The following is a 21,611-nucleotide window of genomic DNA, read 5'->3' on the forward strand; positions in this document are numbered from 1 at the left end:
AATCCGGGGCTGGCAGCATCACATTCCGACCTGATCAGGGCATCAGCACGCCGTTCGGTGTGTTGTGCAGACCTTCCCTAGCCGGCATAACCAGCCCGGCGTATGCAGTTTTCCAGATCGACGAAACGAAGGTCAACCGCCGATTTGCACACGCGCTGTTTCGCTCGAACCTGGCAAAGGCCTACTTTCGAACGGAATCGACAGGAATCATTGAGTCACGGCTGAGGCTATATCCCGAATCGCTACTCTCCCTTCGCCTAGCCCTGCCTTCGCTTGAGCAGCAAGCGCGAATCGCAGGCTGGTTGGACCGCGAAACCGCCCGCATCGACGCCCTGATCGAGAAGAAGACCCGCTTCATCGAACTGCTGCGCGAGAAGCGGCAGGCGCTGATCACGCAGGCGGTGACGCGAGGGCTGGATCGGGACACACCACTGAAAGACTCGGGCGTGGACTGGCTGGGATTGGTCCCGTCGCATTGGCGTGTGATGAGTTTGAAGCAGGTTGTCGCGATACCGATCACCGATGGCCCGCATGAAACCCCTGTGGCTTGTGCAGAGGGCGTTCCCTTCGTCTCTGCGGAGGCAGTTTCCACAGGAAGGATTGACTTCAGTAGGATTTGGGGATTCATTTCGGAAGAAGACGATGCGCGATTCAGCAAGAAGTATCGGCCGCGGCGTGGGGACATCTTCATGGTGAAGTCGGGTGCGACCACTGGCGTCACAGCGATCGTCGACACAGATGAAAGGTTCAACATTTGGTCGCCTTTGGCTGTGATACGTTGCGGTGACAAGGTACTGCCCGAGTTCATGTTGAATTTCATGCGCTCGCGAAACTTCCAGGAAGCGATTGCATTGAACTGGAGCTTTGGCACTCAGCAAAACATCGGGATGGGGGTGATTGGGAATCTGCGTGTCGCGGTCCCGCCTATCGAGGAACAAATCGCGGCCGTTCGACAGTTGGATGTTTGGCTGTCGCGCATTGCCTCACTTGAGTTGGCCACAGCAAAGAGCGTGGGGCTGCTCCGCGAACGCCGCGCCGCACTGATCACCGCCGCAGTCACCGGCCAGATCGAAGTACGCGCCGAAGTGCCAGAAGAACAACCGGAGCCGGCGTGAGCCAGATCCACCACGAGTGCGAGCTTGAGCGCCACATCGTGGCCCAACTCGCCGCAGCCGGCTGGTTGGTGGGCACGTCGGACGCCTACGACCGCGTCCGTGCGCTGTACCCCGAGGACGTGACCGGCTGGCTGCAGGACAGCCAGCCCGAGGCCTGGAAGAAGCTGCAGCGCCTGAACGGCGACAACACCGCCGCCCTAGTGCTGGACCGGCTGGTGAAGACGCTAGAGGGCGCCGACGGTGGCACGGTGACAGTGCTGCGCCGGGGCTTCGCTGTGGCCGGCGGCGGCCAGTTGGCGATGAGCCAGGCGCTGCCCGAGGACGACCGCAACGCCACCGTGATTGCCCGATACGCGGCCAACCGGCTGCGCGTGGTGCCGCAGCTCGTCTACTCGGTGGACACGGCCGACCGCATCGACCTGGTGTTCTTCATCAACGGCCTGCCGGTGGCCACGGTGGAGCTGAAGACCGACTTCACGCAGAGCGTGGAGGCGGCGATGGCGCAGTACCGCGACGACCGGCCGCCGCGCAACGCCAAGACCGGCCGGGCCGAGCCGCTTCTGACCTTCAAGCGCGGGGCGGTGGTGCACTTCGCGATGAGCGACAGCGACATCCGCATGGCGACGAAGCTGGCCGGCGCCGGAACGTTCTTCCTGCCTTTCAACCGTGGCAACGATGGCGCGGCTGGCAACCCGCCTGGCGAGGGTGGCACCTATCCCGTGGCCTACCTGTGGCAGCGGGTGCTGCAGCGCGACCAGTGGCTGCGCATCTTCCACCGCTTCGTGCTGCTGGAGCGCAAGGCGGTGGAGGACGCGCAGGGCCGCACCAGCTTCCGCGAGACGCTGGTTTTCCCGCGCTTCCACCAGTGGGAGGGCGTCACGCAGATGGTCGCTGCGGTGCGGGCCGAGGGCTGCGGCCAGCCCTACCTGATCCAGCACAGCGCCGGCTCGGGCAAGACCAACACCATCTCCTGGACGGCGCACGAGCTGATCCGCATCCGTCGACCCGACGGCGAGCCCTACTTCCACAGCGTGATCGTGGTGACCGACCGCACCGTGCTGGACAAGCAGTTGCAGGACGCCATCGCGCAGATCGAGCACCAGACCGGCGTGGTGCGAGCCATCGACAGCGAGGCATCGGCCCTGCCCAAGAGCCAGCAGCTTGCGCAGGCGATGCTGGCCGGCACGCCGATCATCGTGTGCACGCTGCAGACCTTCCCGCACGCGCAAAAGCTGATCCTGGGCGAGCAGAGCCTGCGCACCCGGCGCTTCGCGGTGGTGATCGACGAGGCGCACAGCAGCACCGGCGGCACCACCGCCGACGACCTGCGCTATGTGCTGACCGGCCAGAGCGAGGCCGAATGGGAGAAGCTGAGCGCCGACGAGCGGCTGTCGGTCTGGCAGTCGTCCCGCCAGCGGCCCGGCAATGCCAGCTACTTCGCCTTCACCGCCACGCCCAAGCACAGCACGCTAAGCCTGTTCGGCCGGCCGCGCGATGTCAAGGCGCCGGTCAGCAAGCACAACCCGCCGGCGCCGTTCCACACCTACACGATGCAGCAGGCGATCGAGGAGGGCTTCATCCTCGATGTGCTGCGCAACTACACCAGCTACGCCACCGCGCTGCGCCTGGGCACGCAGTTCGACCAGGGCGACGACCGGCGAGTGGACAAGAAGGCCGCCGGCCGTGCGCTGGCCCGCTGGCTGAGCCTGCACCCGACCAACATCGGCCAAAAGGTGCAGTTGGTCGTCGAGCACTTCCGCACCAACGTCGTCCACCTGCTGGGCGGCCAGGCCAAGGCGATGATCGTGACGCCTTCGCGCGCGGCCGCGGTCAAGTACCACCTGGAGCTGCAGCGGTACTGTCAGGCCAACGGCTACAACAACGTGCACCCGATGGTGGCGTTCTCGGGCGACGTGGCGAACCGCGATGCCAAAGAGGATGGCTTCCCGGACAACCATGCCTTCAACGAGCAGAACCTCAACCCGGGGCTGAACGGCCGCGACATGCGCAAGGCCTTCGACACCAAGGACTACCGGGTGATGATCGTCGCCAACAAGTTCCAGACCGGCTTCGACCAGCCCAAGCTGGTGGCGATGTACCTGGACAAGAGGGTGTCGGGTGTGGAGGCGGTGCAGACGTTGTCGCGGCTGAACCGCACGATGGCCGGCAAGGACAAGACCTACGTCATCGACTTCGCCAACGAGGCCAAGGAGATCCTGGAGGCCTTCCGCACTTTCTACCGCGACGCCCAGGTGTCGGATGTGCAGGACCCGAACATCGTCTACGACCTGAAGCAGAAACTGGACGCGATGTTGCTGTACGAAACGGCCGAGGTGCGCGCCTTCGCTGCGGCGGTCGTAGATGCTGGCGTGACGCACGAGCGGCTGTTCAGCTTGACGCAGGCGCCGGCCGATCGCTTCAACGTGCAACTGAAGGCGTTGAACGAGGCCATCGACACCTGGGAACTGGCTTGGCGCAAGGCCGACGAGGCGGGCGACGAGAAAGGCAAGGCCGACGCCGACGCCCAGCGCGCCGAGCTGACCAAGCAACGCGACGCGCTGATGATTTTCAGCGAGGGACTGAGCAAGTTCGTGCGCACCTACGAGTATGTGGCGCAACTGGTGGACTTCGGCGACCCCGACCTGGAAGGCTTCGCCAGCTTCGCCCGGCTGCTGCGCAAGCGGCTGAAGGGGCTGACCGCCGAACAGGTGGACCTGGGCGACCTGCTGCTGACGCACTTCAAGGTGAAGGCTAAGGATCAACTGGACGGCGTGAAGACGACGCGGGTGCCTGCGGGCGAGGAAACGCCGGTGCTGCACCCGATCACCGACAACGGCCTGCGCCAGGCCAAGGACCGGGAGAAGGCCTACCTGTCAGAGCTGGTCAAGCGGTTGAACGAGGCGCTGGGCAAAGAGGTGAGCGATACCGACCAGGTGGCGCTGGCGGTGCACGTCACCGAGAAGCTGCGCACCGATGCCGTGGTGATGGCCCAGGTGCTGAATAACCCGAAGGACCAGGCGCTGAAGGCCAACCTGCCCGGCGCGATGGTGCAGGCCATCGTCGGCGCCATGACGACGCACAACGCGCTGTCAACGAAGCTGCTGAGCGACGAGGCGGCGCGGGGTGTGTTCCTGGACGTGGTGTACGAGTTGCTGAAGCGAGGGCAAGTGGACGGCATGTTCGGCGCAGACGCCGGGCGTTGATCGGACGCTGGTTGAGAGGGATGCAGTTGTGTGGTTAGTGGGCGAGACTGATGCTCCAAGGGCACTTTGGTACGAGCAAGTCAGCCGCGGAAGCCGCCTGAAGTGGCTGACGGTCCCCGGCACTTGGGGTAGTGGCTCTTCGTTGGCTTGCTCCCCCTACATGTTCCTGTTGGCAGCGACTCGCGCAATGGTGCTGGGCGCAAAGCCCGGCTGGCGAGGGCACATGGCCGCGCGGTTTGCGGCTGCGTCCGCGCTTGCCTACATGCAACGTGCCAATAGCGGCGGCAGTTACCATCTACAACTGCATCCCGACATCGATGACGCCAAGGACTATTTCGGCCTGTCAGTCAAGGGCACGGTAGGTGCTGGCTTCGCAGTGCTTGAAATGCAGGCGCAGGGCTACGCTTGGTTGGGGCACTGGGAAGAAGCGTTTTACACACCAGGGGAGAAGTGCCCAGACTTTGTCTTTGGTCGGGATGATGTTGTGGCTGCAGTCGAAGCCAAAGGGACGGAGGCCATCGGCTCGCAACTTGAGCGTGCGATCAAGGACGGTTGGCGGGAGCAGGTGCGGGATAGCGCAGCCTGGGGCGCTGACGAGGGCTGGTTGATTGCCACATGCCTCAGCAGGACCACGCCAACTTCACTTCGGCGGGCCTATCAGGACTTCGCAGGTGGGGCAGCCCCCTCAGGGTTTCCTGTGGCTCCAGGAGCAACCGACCGCAATCGCATGACGACTCAAGCCGCACTGCAGTGCGTCTTGGCTGGAGTCTTGAACTGGGTCGGTTTGGGCGTTCCGCCCTCATCGTCATCGAATCGCGTCCTGGCAAATGCCTACAGATTTCTTCGCGGCCCGGGCAATGAGTCTGTGCTCCTAGGCGAGTCAGGCACTGTCTCGGTGTCGGGCCTGGGGACGCTGACGATGACCCCGCTCTGTCGAAGGCAAACGATTCGTGACTTGGCCAATAGACTCAGGGACAGGTCGCGATTCCCTGAGCCTGATGTTGATCGAGCGACCGACTACCGGAAACCTTTGGCGCTTGAGCCGGGGGGCGGTGTTGAACTTTGGTTGTTGGACGGGACAGGAATGAGGTTCGAGCGGGGATAGATCGCGCCTGCCTTAAGAGGGCATGCGGTGCATGCCTACGGGTAACTTTGCGGGTAACTTGTGGTCGTTTGGCAACGAATTCATAGGTGGATGTGAGTGACCCCGGCTCCACCATCACACTGCACGCTCCGGCGTGCTTGCTTCAAGGCCCTGGCGCATCGGCGCCCGGGCCTTGTTCATTGGGGCGTCGCCGCCCGCTCCAGCATCAGCGCCCGGATCGCGCCGACGGGCGCATTGCCGTAGCTCAGGAACTGCTCGTTGAAGTCCTTCACGCGGAAGCGCTCGCCCAGCTGGGCTTGTCGGGCCTCGCGCAGCGCCATGATCTCGCTGTAGCCGCTGAAGTAGCTGGTCAGCTGCACCGAGGTGAGGGTCACCCGGCGCCACTTCTCGCGCGCTTCCTGCGGGGTCTGGAAGGCCTGGCGTGTCAGCAGGTCCAGGGCCTCGGCCTCGGTCATGCCTTGCACATGCACGGCGTAGTCGAGGATGGCATTGGTGACGCTGCGCAGGTTCCACTTGCACCACATCAGCCACATCTCGGGCGCGTGGTCGCCCCAGCCGTTCTCCAGCATCATGCGTTCGCTGAACACGGCCCAGCCCTCGATCATGGCGCCGTTGCCGAACAGCGTCTTGACCAGCGACGGTGAGCGGTTGGCATGCACCAGCTGCGTGTAGTGGCCGGGCACCGCCTCGTGGATGTTGAGGATCTGCAGGATCCAGTGGTTGTACTCGCGCAGCGTGCTCTCAGCCTGCTCATCGGTTAGCTCGTCGAGCGGCGTGACGTTGTAGTAGGTGCGGTCCTGCGGCCGGTAGGGACCGGGGGATTCGATGCCTGCGCCTGCCACACCGCGCTGGTACACCGGGGTTTCGCGCACCACCAGCGGCTTGCGCGGGTCCTGGCTGATCAGGTCCTTCTGGCGCACCCAGTCCTGCAGCGTGGCGATCTGGCGGCGGATCTCGGGGTAGAAATCGGCGCGCGCCACATGCCGCTCGCTGAGCTTGTCGATCACCCGGCCGATCAGCGCCAGGCGGTCGGTGGGTGGTGCGGCCGGGCCGATCACGCGGGGCCACAGGCCGCGCGCCAGGTCGGCCATCTGGGTCAGCAGCTGCTCGCGGGCCTGCAGGGCGGCGTCATAGGTCTGCGCAGCGCTGCGCTCGGACTGGATGTCGAGGCGGAACTTCTGCTCGTAGAGCGCGCCACCCAGGCGGAACGGTCGGGCGTAGCCGGGCTCGGCGTCCATGCGGCGCAGCTGCGCGCGCAGGAACTCGACATACCCGTCCACCGCCGCCTTGGCGGCATCCAGGCGCGCCTCGAACTGGCGCCGCTCGGCAGCGCCCAGCGCCTTGGAGGCACGCGCGGCACGCCCCAGTTCGTCCAGCACCGACAGGTTGCCCGGTGCCTGCGCGATCGCCAGCGCGGTGTGCTCGCGCGTGGGCTGCTCGATGGCCTGCTGGGCCGCCTGGTAGTAGGCCGGGACGGCCTGCAGGCGTCGCAGCAGCAGGCGCAGGCGCTGGGGCTCGGGGGCGAAGCGGGTCTGCAGCATCAGGTCGATCGGGCCGGCGATGCTGTAGGCGGACGGATCCCAGCGGTACTGGCGCAGCACCTCCAGCTCGAAGCGGTCCTGCTCGAGCTTGTTGCGCAACTGGATCAGGTCGGTGCGCTGCTGGATGCCCAGTGTCCGGGCGTCCACCGCGGCCAGGCGCTGCTGCCAGTCGGTGACGAAGGCCAGGCGCGCCGCGCGGGCCGCCGCATCGGGCACCGGCAGACGGCCGCTGCCTTCGTAGCGGCCGGCGTAGATCGCGGCATCCGGGTCGATGCGCCACAGCGCCTCGATGAAGGCGTGGCTCAGGGCGGCGAAATCGCGTTGCGCGCTGGTGGGCATGGGGGCAGGGCGGTGGTGGGCGGCCAGGCTGGGCACAGGGGCCAGGACCAGGCCGGCCACCAGGGCGATGGCGGCCAGCGGGGCCTGGGCGCTGAAGCGCCGATAGCGGTGGGGGTGACTCATCGTGAAGCCCAGCATAACGTGGCCCTGCCGGCTTGAGCCATCCGGAGCATTCCAGGGGTCTCACGCGCCTTGGTACGATGCGCGCCGTTCCAGATTTCCGCACAGGAGAAGACCATGGCCATGGATGTGGTGGACTACGAGATCAAGGGCTCGGAGATGCAGTTCGTCGAGGTCGAGCTCGACCCCGGCGAAGCGGCGGTCGGCGAGGCCGGCAGTCTGATGTACATGGAGGCCGGCATCGGCATGGACACCGTCTTCGGCGACGGCTCCAACCAGGGCGGCGGCTTCTTCGGCAAGCTGCTGGGCGCCGGCAAGCGCCTGATCACCGGTGAGTCGCTGTTCACGACCGTGTACACCAACAATGCGCCGGCCAAGCAGCGCGTGGCCTTCGCGGCGCCGTACCCAGGCAAGATCATCCCGATGGACCTGCGCCAGATGGGCGGCATGCTGGTGTGCCAGAAGGATGCGTTCCTGTGCGCGGCGCGCGGGGTGTCGCTGGGCATCTACTTCCAGCAGAAGCTGTCGGTGGGCTTCTTCGGCGGCGAGGGCTTCATCATGCAGAAGCTCGAGGGCGACGGCCTGGCCTTCGTGCACGCGGGCGGCACCGTGGTCAAGCGCGAACTGAAGCCGGGCGAGACGCTGCTGGTCGACACCGGCTGCGTGGTGGCCTTCACGCCCAACGTGAACTTCGAGATCCAGTACGTCGGCAAGATCAAGACCGCGCTGTTCGGCGGCGAGGGCCTGTTCTTCGCCAAGCTCAGCGGCCCGGGCACGGTGTGGCTGCAGAGTCTGCCGTTCTCGCGTCTGGCCAGCCGTGTCTTCGCCGCCGCACCGCAGATGGGCGGCTCGCGCGAGGAGGGCTCGGTGCTGGGCGGCGTGCTGGGCGGCGGCCTGCTGGGTGGCGTGTTGGGTGGCGACGACGAGTGAGGGACTTTCGGCCCGCGGCGGCGGCCCGCAGCGTGCGGCGCGCGGCCCCCGTGCGGGTTATCCCGTGGGGGCGTCTACACTGACAGGTTTGCTGTTGCTGGTGTTGACGTGATCCTTGTGAACCGCTTCTTCCGCGCCCTGCGCGACGCTCTGGTCTGTGGCCTGGCCGGTGTCCTGTGGCTGGGTGCGGCGCCGGCCGTTGCGCAGTCGGCGACTGCGGTCCCGCCGCCGGGCCAGCGACCGATCTTCGTGCTGAACTCGCTGGATGCGAACGTCAGCGTGATCGATCCGGTCAGCTTCAAGGAAGTCAAGCGCATCCCGGTGGGCAAGGAGCCGCACCACCTGTACCTGACCCCGGACGAGAAATCGCTGCTGGTGGCCAACGCCGTGGGCGACACGCTGACCTTCATCGACCCGCTGACCGCCCAGGTGCAGCGCACGCTGACCGGCATCGTCGACCCCTACCAGCTGCGTTTCTCGCCCGACATGAAGTGGTTCGTCACGCTGGCCAACCGCCTGAACCATGTCGACATCTACCGCTGGCAGCCCGAGAGCAGCACCGAGCCGCTGAAGCTGGTCAAGCGCATCGCCACCGGCAAGACGCCCAGCCACCAGTGGATCGACAGCAAGAGCTCGGTGGTCTATGCGTCGATGCAGGACAGCAGCGAACTGATCGCGGTGGACCTGACCACCCAGACCATCCGCTGGCGCGTGCCCACCGGCTCGCTGCCGGCCGACGTGTACCTGACGGCCGACGACAAGACGCTGTTCGTCGGGCTCACCGGCGACCGCTTCGTCGAGGTCTACGACGTCTCCAGCGGCCCCGCCAAGCTGGTCAAGCGCATCGAGACCGGCGAGGGCGCGCATGCCTTCCGTGCGCTGGGCGACAAGCGCCACATCTTCGTCAGCAACCGGGTGGCCAACACGATCAGCATGATCGACACCCAGAGCATGAGCGTGGTGCGCACGCTGCCTGGCCCCGGCGGCCCCGACTGCATGGACGTGTCGGCCGACGGCAAGACGCTGATGCTCAGCTCGCGCTGGGCGCGCAAGGTGACCTGGATCGACATCGAACAGGGCAAGGTGATCCGCCAGGTCAACGTGGGCCGCTCGCCCCATGGGATCTACACGCTGGACCATGCCCCGCGGCAGTGACGCGCTGCGCCGCGGGCTGCTGCTGGCCGCGGTCGCCTGGCCGCTGGCGGCGGGTGCCGCCTGCGATCGACCGATCTACCTGAGCTTCGACACCGGCCACATGGGCGTGGCGCCCTTGGTGGCCGAGGTGCTGCAGCGCCAGCAGGTGCCGGCGGTCTTCTTCCTGGCCAACGAGCGCACCCAGGAGGGTGGCGGCAGCCTGGATGAGCGCTGGGCGCCCTGGTGGAAGGCGCGTGCCGACGAGGGACACCTGTTCGGCAGCCACACCTTCGACCATGTCTACTGGCGCGCCGACCGTGCCGATGGCGGCTTCGAGATGCGGCCCAGCGCCGGTCCGCACAACGGCCAGACCCTGCACTGGAGCGCGCAGGACTACTGCCAGGAACTCGAGCGCGTGCGCACCCGCTTCACGCAGATGACGGGCCGCAGCATGCCGCGCCTCTTCCGCGCGCCGGGAGGCAAGACCTCGCCCGCGCTGCTGCGCGCCGCGGCGTCCTGCGGCTGGACCCATGTGGGCTGGAGCCCCGCCGGCTTCCTGGGCGACGAGCTCTCCAGCGAGCGCTTCCCCAACCGCGCGCTGCTCGACAAGGCGCTGCGCGACATCCGCCCGGGCGACGTGCTGCTGGCCCACCTGGGGATCTGGTCGCGCCAGGACCCCTGGGCGCCCGCGGTGCTCGAGCCCTTGATCACCGGGCTGAAGGCGCGAGGCCTGTGCTTCGCGTCGCTGCGCGACCACCCGGCCTACCGCGCGGCGCTGGCCGCCTCGCCGCCATGAGCCTCGTCGACACCGCCCAGGCCGCCGTCGACGCGCTGACCGGGGCCTTCGGCGACGCCCAGCAGGCCTTGTTCGAGGCGGTGGTGCAGCCACTGCTGTTCCACGCAGGCCTGGGCTCGTTCATCAGCGACGCCTTCGACGCCACCGGCTGGTTGCTGGTGGGCGTGTTGCAGATCGCCGCGATGCTGCTGCTGATCGCGCCGCTGCAGCGCTGGCGCCCCGATGAGCCGCGGGCCACCAGCGCCGTGGCGCAGACCGAGCGCCGGCAGGCGGTGCGCGTGGACGTGCTCTACACGCTGATCCACCGGCTGGGCCTGTTCCGGGTGGCGCTGTTCTTCGCGGTCGATCCGCTGTTCAACGCGCTGTTCGGCTGGCTGGCCGTGCATGGTGTGGACGGCTGGCACCTGGACCAGTGGATCGCGCCGTGGTGGCCCGGCGTCAGCGACACGCAGTTGGCCGGCTTTCTGGTCTACCTGCTGGTCTTCGACCTGCTGAACTACGCGCTGCACCGCGCCCAGCACCAGTTCAACTGGTGGTGGGCGCTGCATGCGCTGCACCACAGCCAGCGGCATGTGACGATGTGGAGCGACAGCCGCAACCACCTGCTCGACAGCCTGATCGTCGACGCGGTGTTCGTGCTGGTGGCGCGCGTCATCGGCGTGGCCCCGGGGCAGTTCGTGGCCTTGATCGCGCTGTCGCAACTGGTCGAGAACCTGGCGCACGCCAACCTGCGGCTGTCCTTCGGCTGGTTGGGCGAGCGCCTGCTGGTGGGGCCGGCCTTCCATCGGCGCCACCACGGTGCCGGCATCGGCCATGAATCGCATGGCAAGGGCACGCTGGGCGGCTGCAACTTCGCCGTGCTGTTCCCGCTGTGGGACATGCTGCTGGGCACCGCCGACTTTCGCCATGACAACGGGCCCTGCGGCATCCGTGACCAATGGCCTGACGAAGGCGGTCGCGACTACGGTCGCGGCTTCTGGGCACAGCAGCGCCTGGGCTTGCTGCGCCTGATCGGGCGCGCATGATCCGCCGCACCTGATCCGCCGCACCTGAGGCTATCCTCCGCACCATGAAGCTGCTGCTCGATTCGTTCTGGCGCGCCGGCGCCTACCTGTTCCTGCCCCGGGTGATGGGCCTGACGCTGATGCCGCTGCTGCTGTCCTCGCTGCTGGCGCTGGGTCTGGGCTGGCTGTTCTGGGAGTCCGCGGTGGCCGGCGTGCGGTCCACGCTGGAGGGCTGGTCGCTGGTGGCGGCGATGCTGCAGTGGATCGAGGTCAACCTGGGCGCGTCGTGGCGGTCGCTGGTCGGGCCGGTGATCGTGCTGGCGCTGGCGGTGCCGCTGATCGTCGTGCTGAGCCTGCTGCTGGTGGCCTGGTTGGCCACGCCGGCGGTGGCCCGTCTGGTGCGCGAGCGGCGATTCCCGACGCTGGAGCAGCGCCATGGCGCGTCCTTCGTGACCGCGGTGCTGTGGTCGGTGGGCTGCACGCTGGTGGCGCTGGCGGCCCTGCTGGTGACCATGCCGCTGTGGCTGATTCCGCCACTGGTGCTGATCGTCCCGCCGCTGATCTGGGGTTGGCTGACCCGCCAGGTCATGGGCTTCGACGTGCTGGCCGACACCGCCAGCGCCGCCGAGCGCCGCACCGTGGTCGCCGAGCACCGTTGGCCGCTGCTGCTGATCGGCGTGGTCACCGGCTATCTGGGCGCGGCGCCCTCGCTGATCTGGGCGGTGGGCGGTGCGGCGGCGCTGATCTTCGCGCCGCTGATGATCGCGGTGGCGGTGTGGCTCTACACGCTGGTCTTCGCTTTCGCGGCGCTGTGGTTCGCCCACTATGCGCTGGCGGCGCTCGACGAGTTGCGCCGCCGCCAGACGGTCGAGGTGGTGCCCGTCGAGCCGCCTGCCGCACCGCTGCCCCCCGTCACCGACGCACCGAGGTTGCCATGAGTTTCGGTCTGCTCGTGATCGGCGACGAGATCCTCTCGGGTCGCCGCCAGGACAAGCACCTGCCCAGGCTGATCGAACTGCTGGCGGCCCGCGGCCATGCGCTGGGCTGGGCGCAGTTCATCGGCGACGACCGCCCGCGCATCATCGCCGCGCTGAAGGAGGCCCGCGAGAGCGGCGACATCGTCTTCTCGTGCGGCGGCATCGGCGCCACGCCCGACGACCACACACGCCAGTGCGCCGCCCTGGCCGCCGGCCTGCCGCTGGCGCTGCACCCGGGCGCCAAGGCGCTGATCGAGGAGCGCATGCGCGAGGTGGCCGCCGAGCAGGGCGTGGCCTGGGAGCCCGAGCGGCCCGACAACGTGCACCGCCTGAACATGGGCGTGTTCCCGGCAGGCGCCACGCTGATCCCCAACCCGTACAACAAGATCCCCGGCTTCAGCCTCGGGCGCCTGCACTTCGTGCCCGGGTTCCCGGTGATGGCGCACCCGATGATCGAGTGGGTGCTCGACACCTGCTACGCCGACCTGCGCCCGCAGCCGCATGCCGAGCATGCGCTGTACGTCTACAACGGCCTGGAGGCCACGCTGACGCCGCTGATGGAGTCCATCGAGGCGCGCTTTGCCGGCGTGCGGGTGTTCAGCCTGCCCAGCGTCGACCATCCGCAGCGCGGGCGTCACATCGAGCTCGGGGTCAAGGGCGAGCCGGTGCTGGCCGCCCAGGCCTTCGAGGCGCTGAAGGGCGGATTGGCGGCCTTTCCGGAGCTGCGCGTCAGCACCGAATGAGGGCGCCGCGAATGCACCAATATGATGCATATTGATCACCAGGACGGTGCATTGCCTCAGGTGACGTCCGTCAAGTCCCGTGCTTCCTCGGGGACCCGCCCCGCTGAAACCCCCTGGCCGATCACCAGATTTGGGCACGCTTTCTGCTACATTCCGCCCGCTGCAGTCGGGTTCCACGGGTGAACCCTGTCATGGGGCCCTGTACCGCCCGACCGCCGTTCCCGGAATTCATTCCCGATTCTTCTCAGCCAACCATCCGCCAGGAGCCTTTCTGATGGCCAAGACCGTCGCCGACGTGATGAAGCTCGTGAAGGACAACGACGTCAAGTTCGTTGACTTCCGCTTCACCGATACCCGTGGCAAGGAACAGCACGTCTCCGTGCCCGTGTCCGCTTTTGACGAAGACAAGTTCCAGTCGGGCCATGCGTTCGACGGCTCGTCGATCGCTGGCTGGAAGGGCATCGAAGCGTCGGACATGCTGCTGATGCCGGACCCGAACACGGCCAACATCGACCCGTTCTTCGAAGAGCCGACGCTGATCCTGACCTGCGACGTCATCGATCCCACCGACGGCAAGCCCTACGAGCGCGATCCGCGCTCGCTGGCCAAGCGCGCTGAAGCCTACATGAAGGCCTCCGGCCTGGGCGATGTCGCCTACTTCGGTCCGGAGCCCGAGTTCTTCGTGTTCGACAGCGTCCGCTGGGGCAACGAAATGGGCGGCTCGTTCTTCAAGATCGAGTCCGAGGAAGCCGCCTGGAACTCCAGCAAGGAGTACGAGCACGGCAACACCGGCTACCGTCCCACCGTCAAGGGCGGCTACTTCCCGGTCCCGCCGGTCGACAGCGGCCAGGACATGCGCTCGGAGATGTGCCTGCTGCTCGAGCAGCTGGGCATCCCGGTGGAAGTGCACCACCACGAAGTGGCCAACGCCGGCCAGATGGAAATCGGCACCAAGTTCAGCTCGCTGGTCCAGCGCGCTGACTGGCTGCAGCTGCAGAAGTACATCATCGTGAACGTGGCCCATGCCTATGGCAAGACCGCCACCTTCATGCCCAAGCCCATCGTTGGCGACAACGGCTCCGGCATGCACGTGCACCAGTCTGTCTGGAAGGACGGCAAGAACCTGTTCGCGGGCGACGGCTATGCCGGCCTGAGCGAGTTCGCGCTGTACTACATCGGCGGCATCATCAAGCACGCCCGCGCGCTGAACGCGATCACCAACCCCGGCACCAACAGCTACAAGCGCCTGGTCCCCGGCTTCGAAGCCCCGGTCAAGCTGGCCTACTCGGCCAAGAACCGCTCGGCCTCGATCCGCATCCCCTACGTGGCCAACCCGAAGGGCCGTCGCGTGGAAGCCCGCTTCCCGGATCCCTCGGCCAACCCGTACCTGTGCTTCGCCGCGCTGCTGATGGCGGGCCTGGACGGCGTGGAGAACAAGATCCACCCGGGCGAAGCCGCCACCAAGGACCTGTACCACCTGCCGCCGGAAGAAGACGCGAAGATCCCGACCGTCTGCCACAGCCTGGACCAGGCCCTCGAGTACCTGGACAAGGACCGCGCGTTCCTGACCAAGGGCGGCGTGTTCACCGACGCCTACCTCGATGCCTACATCGACCTGAAGATGCAGGAAGTCACCCGCTTCCGCATGGCCGTGCACCCGGTCGAGTACGACATGTACTACGCCCTGTGATCCCTCGCGGGATCGCGCACGAAAGGGACGGCCTGGCCGTCCCTTTTTCTTTGGGGCGCCGCAGTGGCGTCGGCCGGCGGGCGGCGCCGGGCGTTGATCCCCAGCCTGTCATCACGCTGCGCTGCCAATCCAGCGACAATGCCGCCATGCGATCCCCTCCTGCCCCCCGTGCTCCTGGTGTGCTGTTGGTCCTCGGCCTGGGCCTGCTGGCGGCGTCGGCCGTCCGGGCCCAGTCGGGCACGCAGGTGTACTACGTCTGCCCTGGCAACGTGTTCACCAACACCATCACCGCCAAGGAAGCCGAGCAGCGCGGCTGCAAGGCGCGCGAAGCCCAGCAGCCCACGTCGGTGGCCATGCCCAAGGCGCGGCCGGTGCCCTCGGCCTCGCCCGGCAGCGCCAAGGTCAATGACGCCGACCAGCGCGCCCGCGAGAGCGACGCCCGCCGCATCCTCGAGTCCGAACTCGCCAAGGAGGAGGCCGCCCTCGAGGCCTTGCGTCGCGAGTACAACAACGGCGAACCCGAACGCCGCGGTGACGAGGTGCGCAACCCGCAGAAGTACATCGACCGCGTGGCCGAGATCAAGGCGGCCATCACCCGCAAGGAAGCCGACATCGCCGCACTGCGGCGCGAGATCAGCAAAGTGGCCTCGTGATGCCCACGCGACCGGTGACCCCGTCGCCCAGCGAGCGTCACTGGGAGGCCTTCGACCAGCTCGCCACGATGGTGGCGGTGGTGCGCCCCGATGGCCAGTGCCTGTTCGTCAACAGCGTGCTGGAGTCGGTGATCGGCCTGTCGCGCCGCACGCTGACCTCGCGCTCGCTGCTGGAATGGTGCCGCGAGCCGGCCCAGCTGCTCGAGGCCCTGCAGGCGCTGGCCGCCAACCAGTTCTCCACCCGCCGCTTCGAGAGCGCGCTGCGCCGCGCGGTGGTGGGCGCCACCGAGCCGCTGCCGGTGCATTTCATCGTCAGCCAGATCGACCACTCGCACGAGCGGCTGCTGGTGGAGATGATCGAGATCGAGCAGCAGACCCGCCAGGACCGCGAGGAGCGCGTGGCCGGTCAGTCGCAGGTCACGCGCGAGCTGATCCGCAACCTGGCGCACGAGATCAAGAACCCGCTGGGCGGCATCCGCGGCGCGGCGCAGCTGCTGGCGCTGGAGCTGCCCTCGCCGGAGCTGGGCGAGTACACCCAGGTCATCATCCACGAGGCCGACCGGCTGCAGGCCCTGGTCGACCGCCTGCTGGCGCCGCACCGCAAGCCGCACATCGTCAGCGACGTCAACATCCACGAGGTCTGCGAACGCGTGCGCTCGCTGGTGCTGGCCGAGTACCCGCGCGGCCTGCAGGTGCTGCGCGACTACGACGCCTCCATCCCCGAGTTCCGCGGCGACCGCGAGCAGCTGATCCAGGCGGTGCTCAACATCGTCCACAACGCCTGCCAGGCGCTGGCCGAACAGATCGACCAAGGCGATGCGCGCATCGTGCTGCGCACGCGCGTGTCGCGGCAGGTGACGATCGGCAAGCAGCGCTTCCGACTGGCACTGGAATTGCATATCCAGGACAACGGACCGGGCGTCCCCGAATCGCTGCGAGACCGCATCTTCTACCCGCTGGTATCGGGGCGGGAGGGCGGCTCAGGCCTCGGGCTCACGCTGGCGCAGACTTTCGTGCAACAACACCAGGGCACGATCGAGTGCGACAGCGAGCCGGGACGCACGGTCTTCAAGATCGTGATTCCGTTGCCCTGAGCACCCTGCATGAAACCCATCTGGATCGTTGACGACGACCAATCCATCCGCTTCGTGCTCGAGAAGGCCCTCGCGCGCGAACAGCTGCCGGTGCGCAGCTTCGCCAACCCCCGCGATGTCCTGCACGCCCTGAACGACGGCGACGAGCCGCAGGTGCTGGTCAGCGACATCCGCATGCCGGGCGGCTCCGGCCTGGACCTGCTCAGCCAGGTCAAGCAGCGCCTGCCGGGCCTGCCGGTCATCATCATGACCGCCTACTCCGACCTGGACAGTGCCGTGTCGGCCTTCCAGGGCGGCGCCTTCGAGTACCTGCCCAAGCCCTTCGACCTGACCAAGGCCACCGAGCTGATCCGGCGCGCGGTGGATGAGAGCCTGCGCGAGGAGGTGGGCGATGAACGCCACCAGCCCGCGCCCGAGATCCTGGGTCAGGCCCCGGCGATGCAGGATGTCTTCCGCGCCATCGGCCGCCTCAGCCAGAGCAACGTGACGGTGCTGATCACCGGCGAGAGCGGCTCGGGCAAGGAACTGGTGGCGCGCGCATTGCACCGCCACAGCCCACGCGGCGACGGCGGCACCAACGGCCCCTTCATTGCCATCAACACCGCGGCCATCCCCAAGGACCTGCTGGAGAGCGAGCTCTTCGGCCATGAGCGCGGCGCCTTCACCGGCGCGCAGACCATGCGCCGCGGCCGCTTCGAGCAGGCCGATGGCGGCACGTTGTTCCTCGATGAAATCGGCGACATGCCGTTTGACCTGCAGACGCGCCTGCTGCGCGTGCTGTCCGACGGCCAGTTCTACCGCGTGGGCGGCCACCAGCCGCTCAAGGCCAATGTGCGGGTCATCGCCGCCACCCACCAGAACCTGGAGCAGCGCGTGCGCGACGGCGCCTTCCGCGAGGACCTGTTCCACCGCCTGAACGTGATCCGCCTGCGCCTGCCGCCGCTGCGCGAGCGCGCCGAGGACATCCCGGCGCTGGCCCGTTTCTTCCTGCAGAAGAGCGCCAAGGAGCTGGGTGTCGAGCCCAAGCGCATCACCGACGAGGCCCTGGAGAAGCTCAAGGGCTTCGAGTTCCCGGGCAACGTGCGCCAGCTCGAGAACGTCTGCCACTGGCTGACCGTGATGGCACCGGCCCAGGTGATCGAGCTGAAGGACCTGCCGCCCGAGTTGCTGGGCGCGCTGGCCGCCGAACCCGCCTCGGCCGCACTGCCCACGCCGGTGATGCACGAGCCCGCGGCTCCGGTGCCGATGGCGGCGCCGGCGGCAGTCGCCGCGTCGCCAGCGGCGCCCATGCCGGCCGGGTGGCTGGACGATCTGGAAGGCGTGGCCCGCCGCATGCTGGAGTCCGGTGCACCCGAGGTCTGGGACGCGCTGACGCGCCAGTTCGAGGCCCGCCTGATCCACACCGCGCTGCTGATCACCCGCGGTCGTCGCATCGAGGCGGCGCAGAAGCTGGGCATCGGCCGCAACACCATCACGCGCAAGATCCAGGAACTGCAGATCGACGACTGATCGGCGGGCCATGAGCGGGCCATTCGCGGGGCGTGCGACACTGCCCCGCGATGCCCTCGTCCGTGCTGTTCATCGTCTGCGTGCTCGTCTGGGGCACGACCTGGTTCGCCATCCTCTACCAGTTGGAGGCGATCGCGCCTGGGGCTGGCGTGGCGCTGCGCTTCACGCTGGCGGCATTGGCCGTGGCCTTGTGGGCCTGGTGGCGCGGCGAGAACCTGCGCCTGCCCGTGCGGCTGCACCGCTGGTTCGCGCTGCAGGGCCTGGCCGGCTTTGCGCTGGCCTACTGGTGCGTCTATGAGGCCGAGCGCCACGTGGTGACCGGGCTGGTGGCGGTGGGCTACGCGGCGTCACCGCTGCTCAACATGGTGCTCGCCCGCTGGCTGCTGGGCAGCCCGATGTCGCGCCGCGTGGCCATCGGCGGCGTGGCCGGCGTGGGGGGCGTGGTGATGATCTTCTGGCACGAGTTCGCACGGCTGGCCGCGTCGCCATCGGTTCTGACCGGCGCGGCGCTGACCGCGGCGGCGGTGCTGATGTCCTCGGTCTCCAGCCTGTGTGCCGCGCACTACCACCGCCAGCAGGTCAGCGGGCCGGCGCCGCTGGCCTGGGCGATGGGCTATGGCGCGCTGTGCATGGCGCTGCTGTCGCTGGCCAGCGGCGAATCCTGGACCCTGCGCTGGAGCGCGGCCTTCGGCTGGTCGCTGGCCTACCTGGTGCTGGCCGGCTCGGTGCTGGCGTTTGGCAGCTACTACGCGCTGATGAAGCGCATCGGCCCGGCGCGTGCGGCCTATGTGGGCGTCAGCACGCCGGTGGTGGCGATGACGGTGTCGATGCTGTTCGAGGGCTACCGGCCCGAGGCGCTGGCCGTGGCCGGTGCGCTGCTGGCGGTGGCCGGCAATGTCTGGGCGCTGTGGCCGCAGCGCGCCGGTCCATCGATCAAGGCGCCAGCGTGACGATCACCGGCGCGTGGTCGCTGGGGCGCTCGTTCTTGCGCGGCGCCTTGTCGATCTCGCAGGCGCTGACGCGCGGCTGCAGCGCCTGGCTGACCAGGATGTGGTCGATGCGCAGGCCCTGGTTCTTGCGGAAGGCCAGGTTGCGGTAGTCCCACCAGCTCCAGCTCTTGGGCGGCTGCTCGAACAGGCGGAAGGCATCCACCAGACCCAGGTCCAGCAGCGCACGAAAGTGGGCACGCTCCTCATCGGTGCAGTGGATCTGGCCCGCCCAGCCGACCGGGTCGTAGACGTCGCGGTCTTCGGGCGCGATGTTGAAGTCGCCCATCAGCACCAGCGGGCCATGGCGCGTCAGCTCGTCGGCCAGCCAGGTTTCCAGCGCCCGCAGCCAGCCCATCTTGTAGACGAACTTCTCGCTGTCGGGCGCCTGGCCGTTCGGGAAATAGCCGCCGACCACGCGCACGCCATCCACGGTGCCGGCGATCACGCGCGCCTGCTCGTCGGCGAAGCCGGGGATGTTGCGCACCACGTCGGTCGCCGCGCTGCGCGACAGCAGCGCCACGCCGTTGTAGGTCTTCTGGCCGTGGAAGACCACGTGGTAGCCGGCGGCCTCGATCTCGGCCTGCGGAAACTTGTCATCGGTGAGCTTGGTCTCCTGCAGCACCAGCGCATCCACCGGATGCGCAGCCAGCCAGTCCAGCAGTTGAGGCAGGCGCACGGCCAGCGAGTTGACGTTCCAGGTGGCTAGTTTCAAAGCAGTCCTAACGTACTGTATTTATTGAACTTTATCTATTGAGATCTGGTCGGTACCCCCACGCATACCCCCAGTTTTTTCCGCTGCGAGCCCAGGCGATGGCGCTGGGCGGCAATCTGTTGTCACCATCCTACAAGCGGTCCTCGGCGCGCGTTCTTGGATGCGCGGGCAGAGCGTCATGCGGCCCCCAGCGCCGCCGCGTTCACCTTGAGCGCAAGCGCCTGGCAACGCTGCAGCAGGACGTCGAAGGGTTCGGCGTCGTCCAAGAGCAGGCCGTCCTCGATCATGCGCTGGTAGTCCTCGGCCAGCGTCTTCCGCGCTTCGCCGCTCGGTGCCAGATCCAGTGCACCGGTGACCGCTGCGCGGTAGTCGATGGGCGCACCGTCTGGCATCGATTCGGCGAAGAAGATGCTCTTGTGCTCTGCGACGGCGAGCGCCAATGCGCGGTCCTTCGCGGCGCTGTCGGCGAAGCCGGCAGCATCGAGCCGCGTCACGTCGTGCCAGTGGCGCGCGTAGCGGTCACCGCCTCGAAAGCTGCCTTGGGCGCAGAAGACATGGATGGCCGTGGCCTTCTCCCAGAACGTGCGCTCGGGGCGCATGACCTGGGGCACGGCCGATGGAAAGCTCACGTCCGGCAGGTGCGGCGCTGCGTCGCACGCTACCAGTCGCGGCTCGTTGGGCTCACCCGTCGATCTCGCGCCGAACTCCAGCAGGACCGAGGGGCGCACATAGCCCGTGCCTTCGCCCAAGGCCTCGTAGTCGATGAAGATCTGCTCGCCTTCTGCGCGGGCCTTCGCCGGTAGCCCCTGCTCGGCGATTGCCTCGGTGAGATCAGGCGCCAGCTTGCCGCTGACAAGTTCGGCAAGGCGCTGCCGGATCGCCTTGCTCCACTTCTTCTCCTGGCTGCGTGATGTGGGCCAGGGGGAGTCGGCCTTCTGGATCAGGTCCGGAGCGATGGCACGGATGTCGTAGGTGAGGTCCACATCTTCCGAGAAGCGCTTGATGACGCCGTAGGCCTTTGAGAGCGATGTACCGCCCTTGAAGACCAGGTACGGCGCGTGCCGTCCGGTGAACAGGTGGTGCAGGGCCCATACGACCCACACGTCCTTCTCGAGCAAGTGCAGGGGACGGCCCGAACGCTCTGCCGCGACGAGTAGCACCTCGCGCTGGTCCTCGCGCGGCAGGGCGAAGTATTCAGGCACGGGTCACCAGGCTGCTGACCTGGCTCGCAAGCCAGGTGGGCAGGCGCGCGCGCGCGTTGGCGACGGCCAGCAGTTCCGACGCCGGCAGCCTTTCCCTGAGCTGACCGAGCGCCGCTTGAGATCCCGACGGCCCTACCCAGGCCAGCGAGCGGATGGCTTCGCCCGCGGCCTGCCCTGGATAGAGCAGTTGCCACGGCGGGGCATGCTTCAACTCGACCGTCTGCGCGCCGAGCTTGAGCTTGCGGCTGCGGCCCGAGGTCAGGAAGACCTGGCGCACCGGCACCTGGGTCGTCAGACCCAGCGCATTCGCTGCAGCCGCGCCGTTACCGACGACGGTTTCGCCGCGCTGGCTGGCCCACTCCTGGACCACCTTGGCGACATCCGGTGCCCGTGCGCCGAACTTGCCCTTCACCGGCAGGACGTAGACGCCCCGCCCGGCGCGCAGCAGTTCGCCGCTGCGCGCCAGGCGCGACAGCGCCTGATCCACCGCAGCCCGGCTGCCCAGGTGCAGCAGAGCCTTGGCGGACAGGCTGGCGCCTTCCGGAATCGAGGCGGCGTGCGCGAGGACTTGCTGGGCGAGGTTGGGCACGGTGATTTCTTGGTTGTCAGAATTATGAATCGTTTTCTGACGACTTTCAAGTGAAGTGCTCCGCTATGGCGTGAGCTTGACTCCTTTCGGCACCCTGGTGCCTACATGCTCCCCCCTGTTTAAGCGAAACTATTTTGTTATAAAATCCGCCTAAGCGAAATCGCTG

At 67.6% G+C, this 21,611-nt stretch carries 18 protein-coding genes; 14 read left to right on the plus strand and 4 right to left on the minus strand.

All coding sequences use genetic code 11. The features are described 5' to 3' along the window. The 3 genes from KAK03_RS23545 to KAK03_RS23555 all read left to right on the plus strand — a co-directional run. A partial coding sequence (locus KAK03_RS23545) for a restriction endonuclease subunit S (RefSeq protein ID WP_210857128.1) occupies nt 1–1,115 on the plus strand: 1,115 nt, incomplete at its 5' end. Then, nucleotides 1,112–4,318 (plus strand): type I restriction endonuclease subunit R, encoded by a 3,207-nt coding sequence (locus KAK03_RS23550; RefSeq protein ID WP_210857129.1) that lies wholly within the window; start codon nt 1,112–1,114, stop codon nt 4,316–4,318. The genes KAK03_RS23545 and KAK03_RS23550, both read left to right, overlap by 4 nt. A gap of 223 nt (nt 4,319–4,541) precedes the next feature. Then, nucleotides 4,542–5,423, plus strand: a complete 882-nt coding sequence (locus KAK03_RS23555; protein ID WP_210857130.1) for a hypothetical protein — start codon at nt 4,542–4,544, stop codon at nt 5,421–5,423. A 176-nt stretch (nt 5,424–5,599) separates the two neighbouring features. Here KAK03_RS23555 and KAK03_RS23560 read toward each other — a convergent pair whose 3' ends face one another. After that, a complete protein-coding gene (locus KAK03_RS23560) occupies nt 5,600–7,426 on the minus strand; it encodes a DUF885 domain-containing protein (protein ID WP_247661386.1) in 1,827 nt (608 codons plus the stop codon). Between the two features lie 114 nt (nt 7,427–7,540). Between KAK03_RS23560 and KAK03_RS23565 the strand changes: the two genes are divergently transcribed. The 11 genes from KAK03_RS23565 to KAK03_RS23615 all read left to right on the plus strand — a co-directional run bounded on the left by KAK03_RS23565 (nt 7,541) and on the right by KAK03_RS23615 (nt 18,903). After that, nucleotides 7,541–8,353 carry a TIGR00266 family protein gene (locus tag KAK03_RS23565; RefSeq protein ID WP_210857132.1) on the plus strand — a complete coding sequence of 271 codons (813 nt, stop codon included), beginning with the start codon at nt 7,541–7,543 and terminating at the stop codon, nt 8,351–8,353. Nucleotides 8,354–8,527: 174 nt separating this feature from the next. Further along, nucleotides 8,528–9,508 carry a YVTN family beta-propeller repeat protein gene (locus KAK03_RS23570; RefSeq protein WP_445663766.1) on the plus strand — a complete coding sequence of 327 codons (981 nt, stop codon included), beginning with the start codon at nt 8,528–8,530 and terminating at the stop codon, nt 9,506–9,508. After that, complete coding sequence (locus tag KAK03_RS23575) at nt 9,492–10,283, plus strand: polysaccharide deacetylase family protein (protein ID WP_210857133.1); 792 nt, start codon at nt 9,492–9,494, stop codon at nt 10,281–10,283. Before KAK03_RS23570 ends, KAK03_RS23575 begins: the two co-directional genes overlap by 17 nt. Further along, a complete protein-coding gene (locus KAK03_RS23580; RefSeq protein ID WP_210857134.1) occupies nt 10,280–11,308 on the plus strand; it encodes a sterol desaturase family protein in 1,029 nt (342 codons plus the stop codon). Before KAK03_RS23575 ends, KAK03_RS23580 begins: the two co-directional genes overlap by 4 nt. 44 nt (nt 11,309–11,352) lie before the next feature. Then, on the plus strand, nt 11,353–12,225 hold the full coding sequence (locus KAK03_RS23585; protein WP_210857135.1) for an EI24 domain-containing protein: 873 nt from the start codon (nt 11,353–11,355) through the stop codon (nt 12,223–12,225). After that, entirely contained in the window at nt 12,222–13,007 is a 786-nt protein-coding gene (locus KAK03_RS23590) for a competence/damage-inducible protein A (protein ID WP_210857136.1), read from the plus strand. The genes KAK03_RS23585 and KAK03_RS23590 overlap by 4 nt, the downstream gene beginning before the upstream one ends. A 274-nt stretch (nt 13,008–13,281) precedes the next feature. Further along, entirely contained in the window at nt 13,282–14,697 is a 1,416-nt protein-coding gene (glnA, locus tag KAK03_RS23595) for a type I glutamate--ammonia ligase (protein ID WP_210803902.1), read from the plus strand. A gap of 179 nt (nt 14,698–14,876) precedes the next feature. Continuing rightward, the gene (locus KAK03_RS23600; protein ID WP_310738719.1) at nt 14,877–15,350 is read left to right on the plus strand and encodes a hypothetical protein; all 474 of its coding nucleotides are present in this window, start codon (nt 14,877–14,879) and stop codon (nt 15,348–15,350) included. Then, nucleotides 15,350–16,444: a nitrogen regulation protein NR(II) gene (gene glnL, locus KAK03_RS23605; RefSeq protein ID WP_210857137.1), complete on the plus strand. Its 1,095-nt coding sequence runs from the start codon at nt 15,350–15,352 to the stop codon at nt 16,442–16,444. Before KAK03_RS23600 ends, glnL begins: the two co-directional genes overlap by 1 nt. Nucleotides 16,445–16,453: 9 nt before the next feature. Then, nucleotides 16,454–17,953 carry a nitrogen regulation protein NR(I) gene (gene ntrC / locus KAK03_RS23610; protein WP_210857138.1) on the plus strand — a complete coding sequence of 500 codons (1,500 nt, stop codon included), beginning with the start codon at nt 16,454–16,456 and terminating at the stop codon, nt 17,951–17,953. A 50-nt stretch (nt 17,954–18,003) separates the two neighbouring features. Next, nucleotides 18,004–18,903, plus strand: a complete 900-nt coding sequence (locus KAK03_RS23615) for a DMT family transporter (RefSeq protein WP_210857139.1) — start codon at nt 18,004–18,006, stop codon at nt 18,901–18,903. On the opposite strand, the gene xth is transcribed toward KAK03_RS23615, so the two are convergent. The 3 genes from xth to KAK03_RS23630 all read right to left on the minus strand — a co-directional run bounded on the left by xth (nt 18,887) and on the right by KAK03_RS23630 (nt 21,445). Further along, nucleotides 18,887–19,654, minus strand: coding sequence for an exodeoxyribonuclease III (xth, locus tag KAK03_RS23620; protein WP_210857140.1), 768 nt, complete (start codon nt 19,652–19,654; stop codon nt 18,887–18,889). The genes KAK03_RS23615 and xth overlap by 17 nt on opposite strands. A 176-nt stretch (nt 19,655–19,830) precedes the next feature. Further along, entirely contained in the window at nt 19,831–20,856 is a 1,026-nt protein-coding gene (locus KAK03_RS23625; RefSeq protein WP_210857141.1) for a nucleotidyl transferase AbiEii/AbiGii toxin family protein, read from the minus strand. Then, entirely contained in the window at nt 20,849–21,445 is a 597-nt protein-coding gene (locus KAK03_RS23630; RefSeq protein ID WP_210857142.1) for a DUF6088 family protein, read from the minus strand. The genes KAK03_RS23625 and KAK03_RS23630 overlap by 8 nt, the downstream gene beginning before the upstream one ends. Nucleotides 21,446–21,611: the final 166 nt, after the last annotated feature.

This window comes from Ideonella alba (assembly GCF_018069845.1).
GTDB classification, from domain to species: domain Bacteria; phylum Pseudomonadota; class Gammaproteobacteria; order Burkholderiales; family Burkholderiaceae_C; genus Ideonella; species Ideonella alba.

Excerpts from the sequence above, each read along its gene's own strand:
- KAK03_RS23555 (WP_210857130.1), top strand. The coding sequence starts at position 4,542 with ATGGCCGCGCGGTTTGCGGCTGCGTCCGCGCTTGCCTACATGCAACGT.
- KAK03_RS23560 (WP_247661386.1), bottom strand. The coding sequence starts at position 7,426 with ATGAGTCACCCCCACCGCTATCGGCGCTTCAGCGCCCAGGCCCCGCTG.
- KAK03_RS23565 (WP_210857132.1), top strand. The coding sequence starts at position 7,541 with ATGGCCATGGATGTGGTGGACTACGAGATCAAGGGCTCGGAGATGCAG.
- KAK03_RS23575 (WP_210857133.1), top strand. The coding sequence starts at position 9,492 with ATGCCCCGCGGCAGTGACGCGCTGCGCCGCGGGCTGCTGCTGGCCGCG.
- KAK03_RS23580 (WP_210857134.1), top strand. The coding sequence starts at position 10,280 with ATGAGCCTCGTCGACACCGCCCAGGCCGCCGTCGACGCGCTGACCGGG.
- KAK03_RS23585 (WP_210857135.1), top strand. The coding sequence starts at position 11,353 with ATGAAGCTGCTGCTCGATTCGTTCTGGCGCGCCGGCGCCTACCTGTTC.
- KAK03_RS23590 (WP_210857136.1), top strand. The coding sequence starts at position 12,222 with ATGAGTTTCGGTCTGCTCGTGATCGGCGACGAGATCCTCTCGGGTCGC.
- glnA (WP_210803902.1), top strand. The coding sequence starts at position 13,282 with ATGGCCAAGACCGTCGCCGACGTGATGAAGCTCGTGAAGGACAACGAC.
- glnL (WP_210857137.1), top strand. The coding sequence starts at position 15,350 with ATGCCCACGCGACCGGTGACCCCGTCGCCCAGCGAGCGTCACTGGGAG.
- ntrC (WP_210857138.1), top strand. The coding sequence starts at position 16,454 with ATGAAACCCATCTGGATCGTTGACGACGACCAATCCATCCGCTTCGTG.
- KAK03_RS23615 (WP_210857139.1), top strand. The coding sequence starts at position 18,004 with ATGCCCTCGTCCGTGCTGTTCATCGTCTGCGTGCTCGTCTGGGGCACG.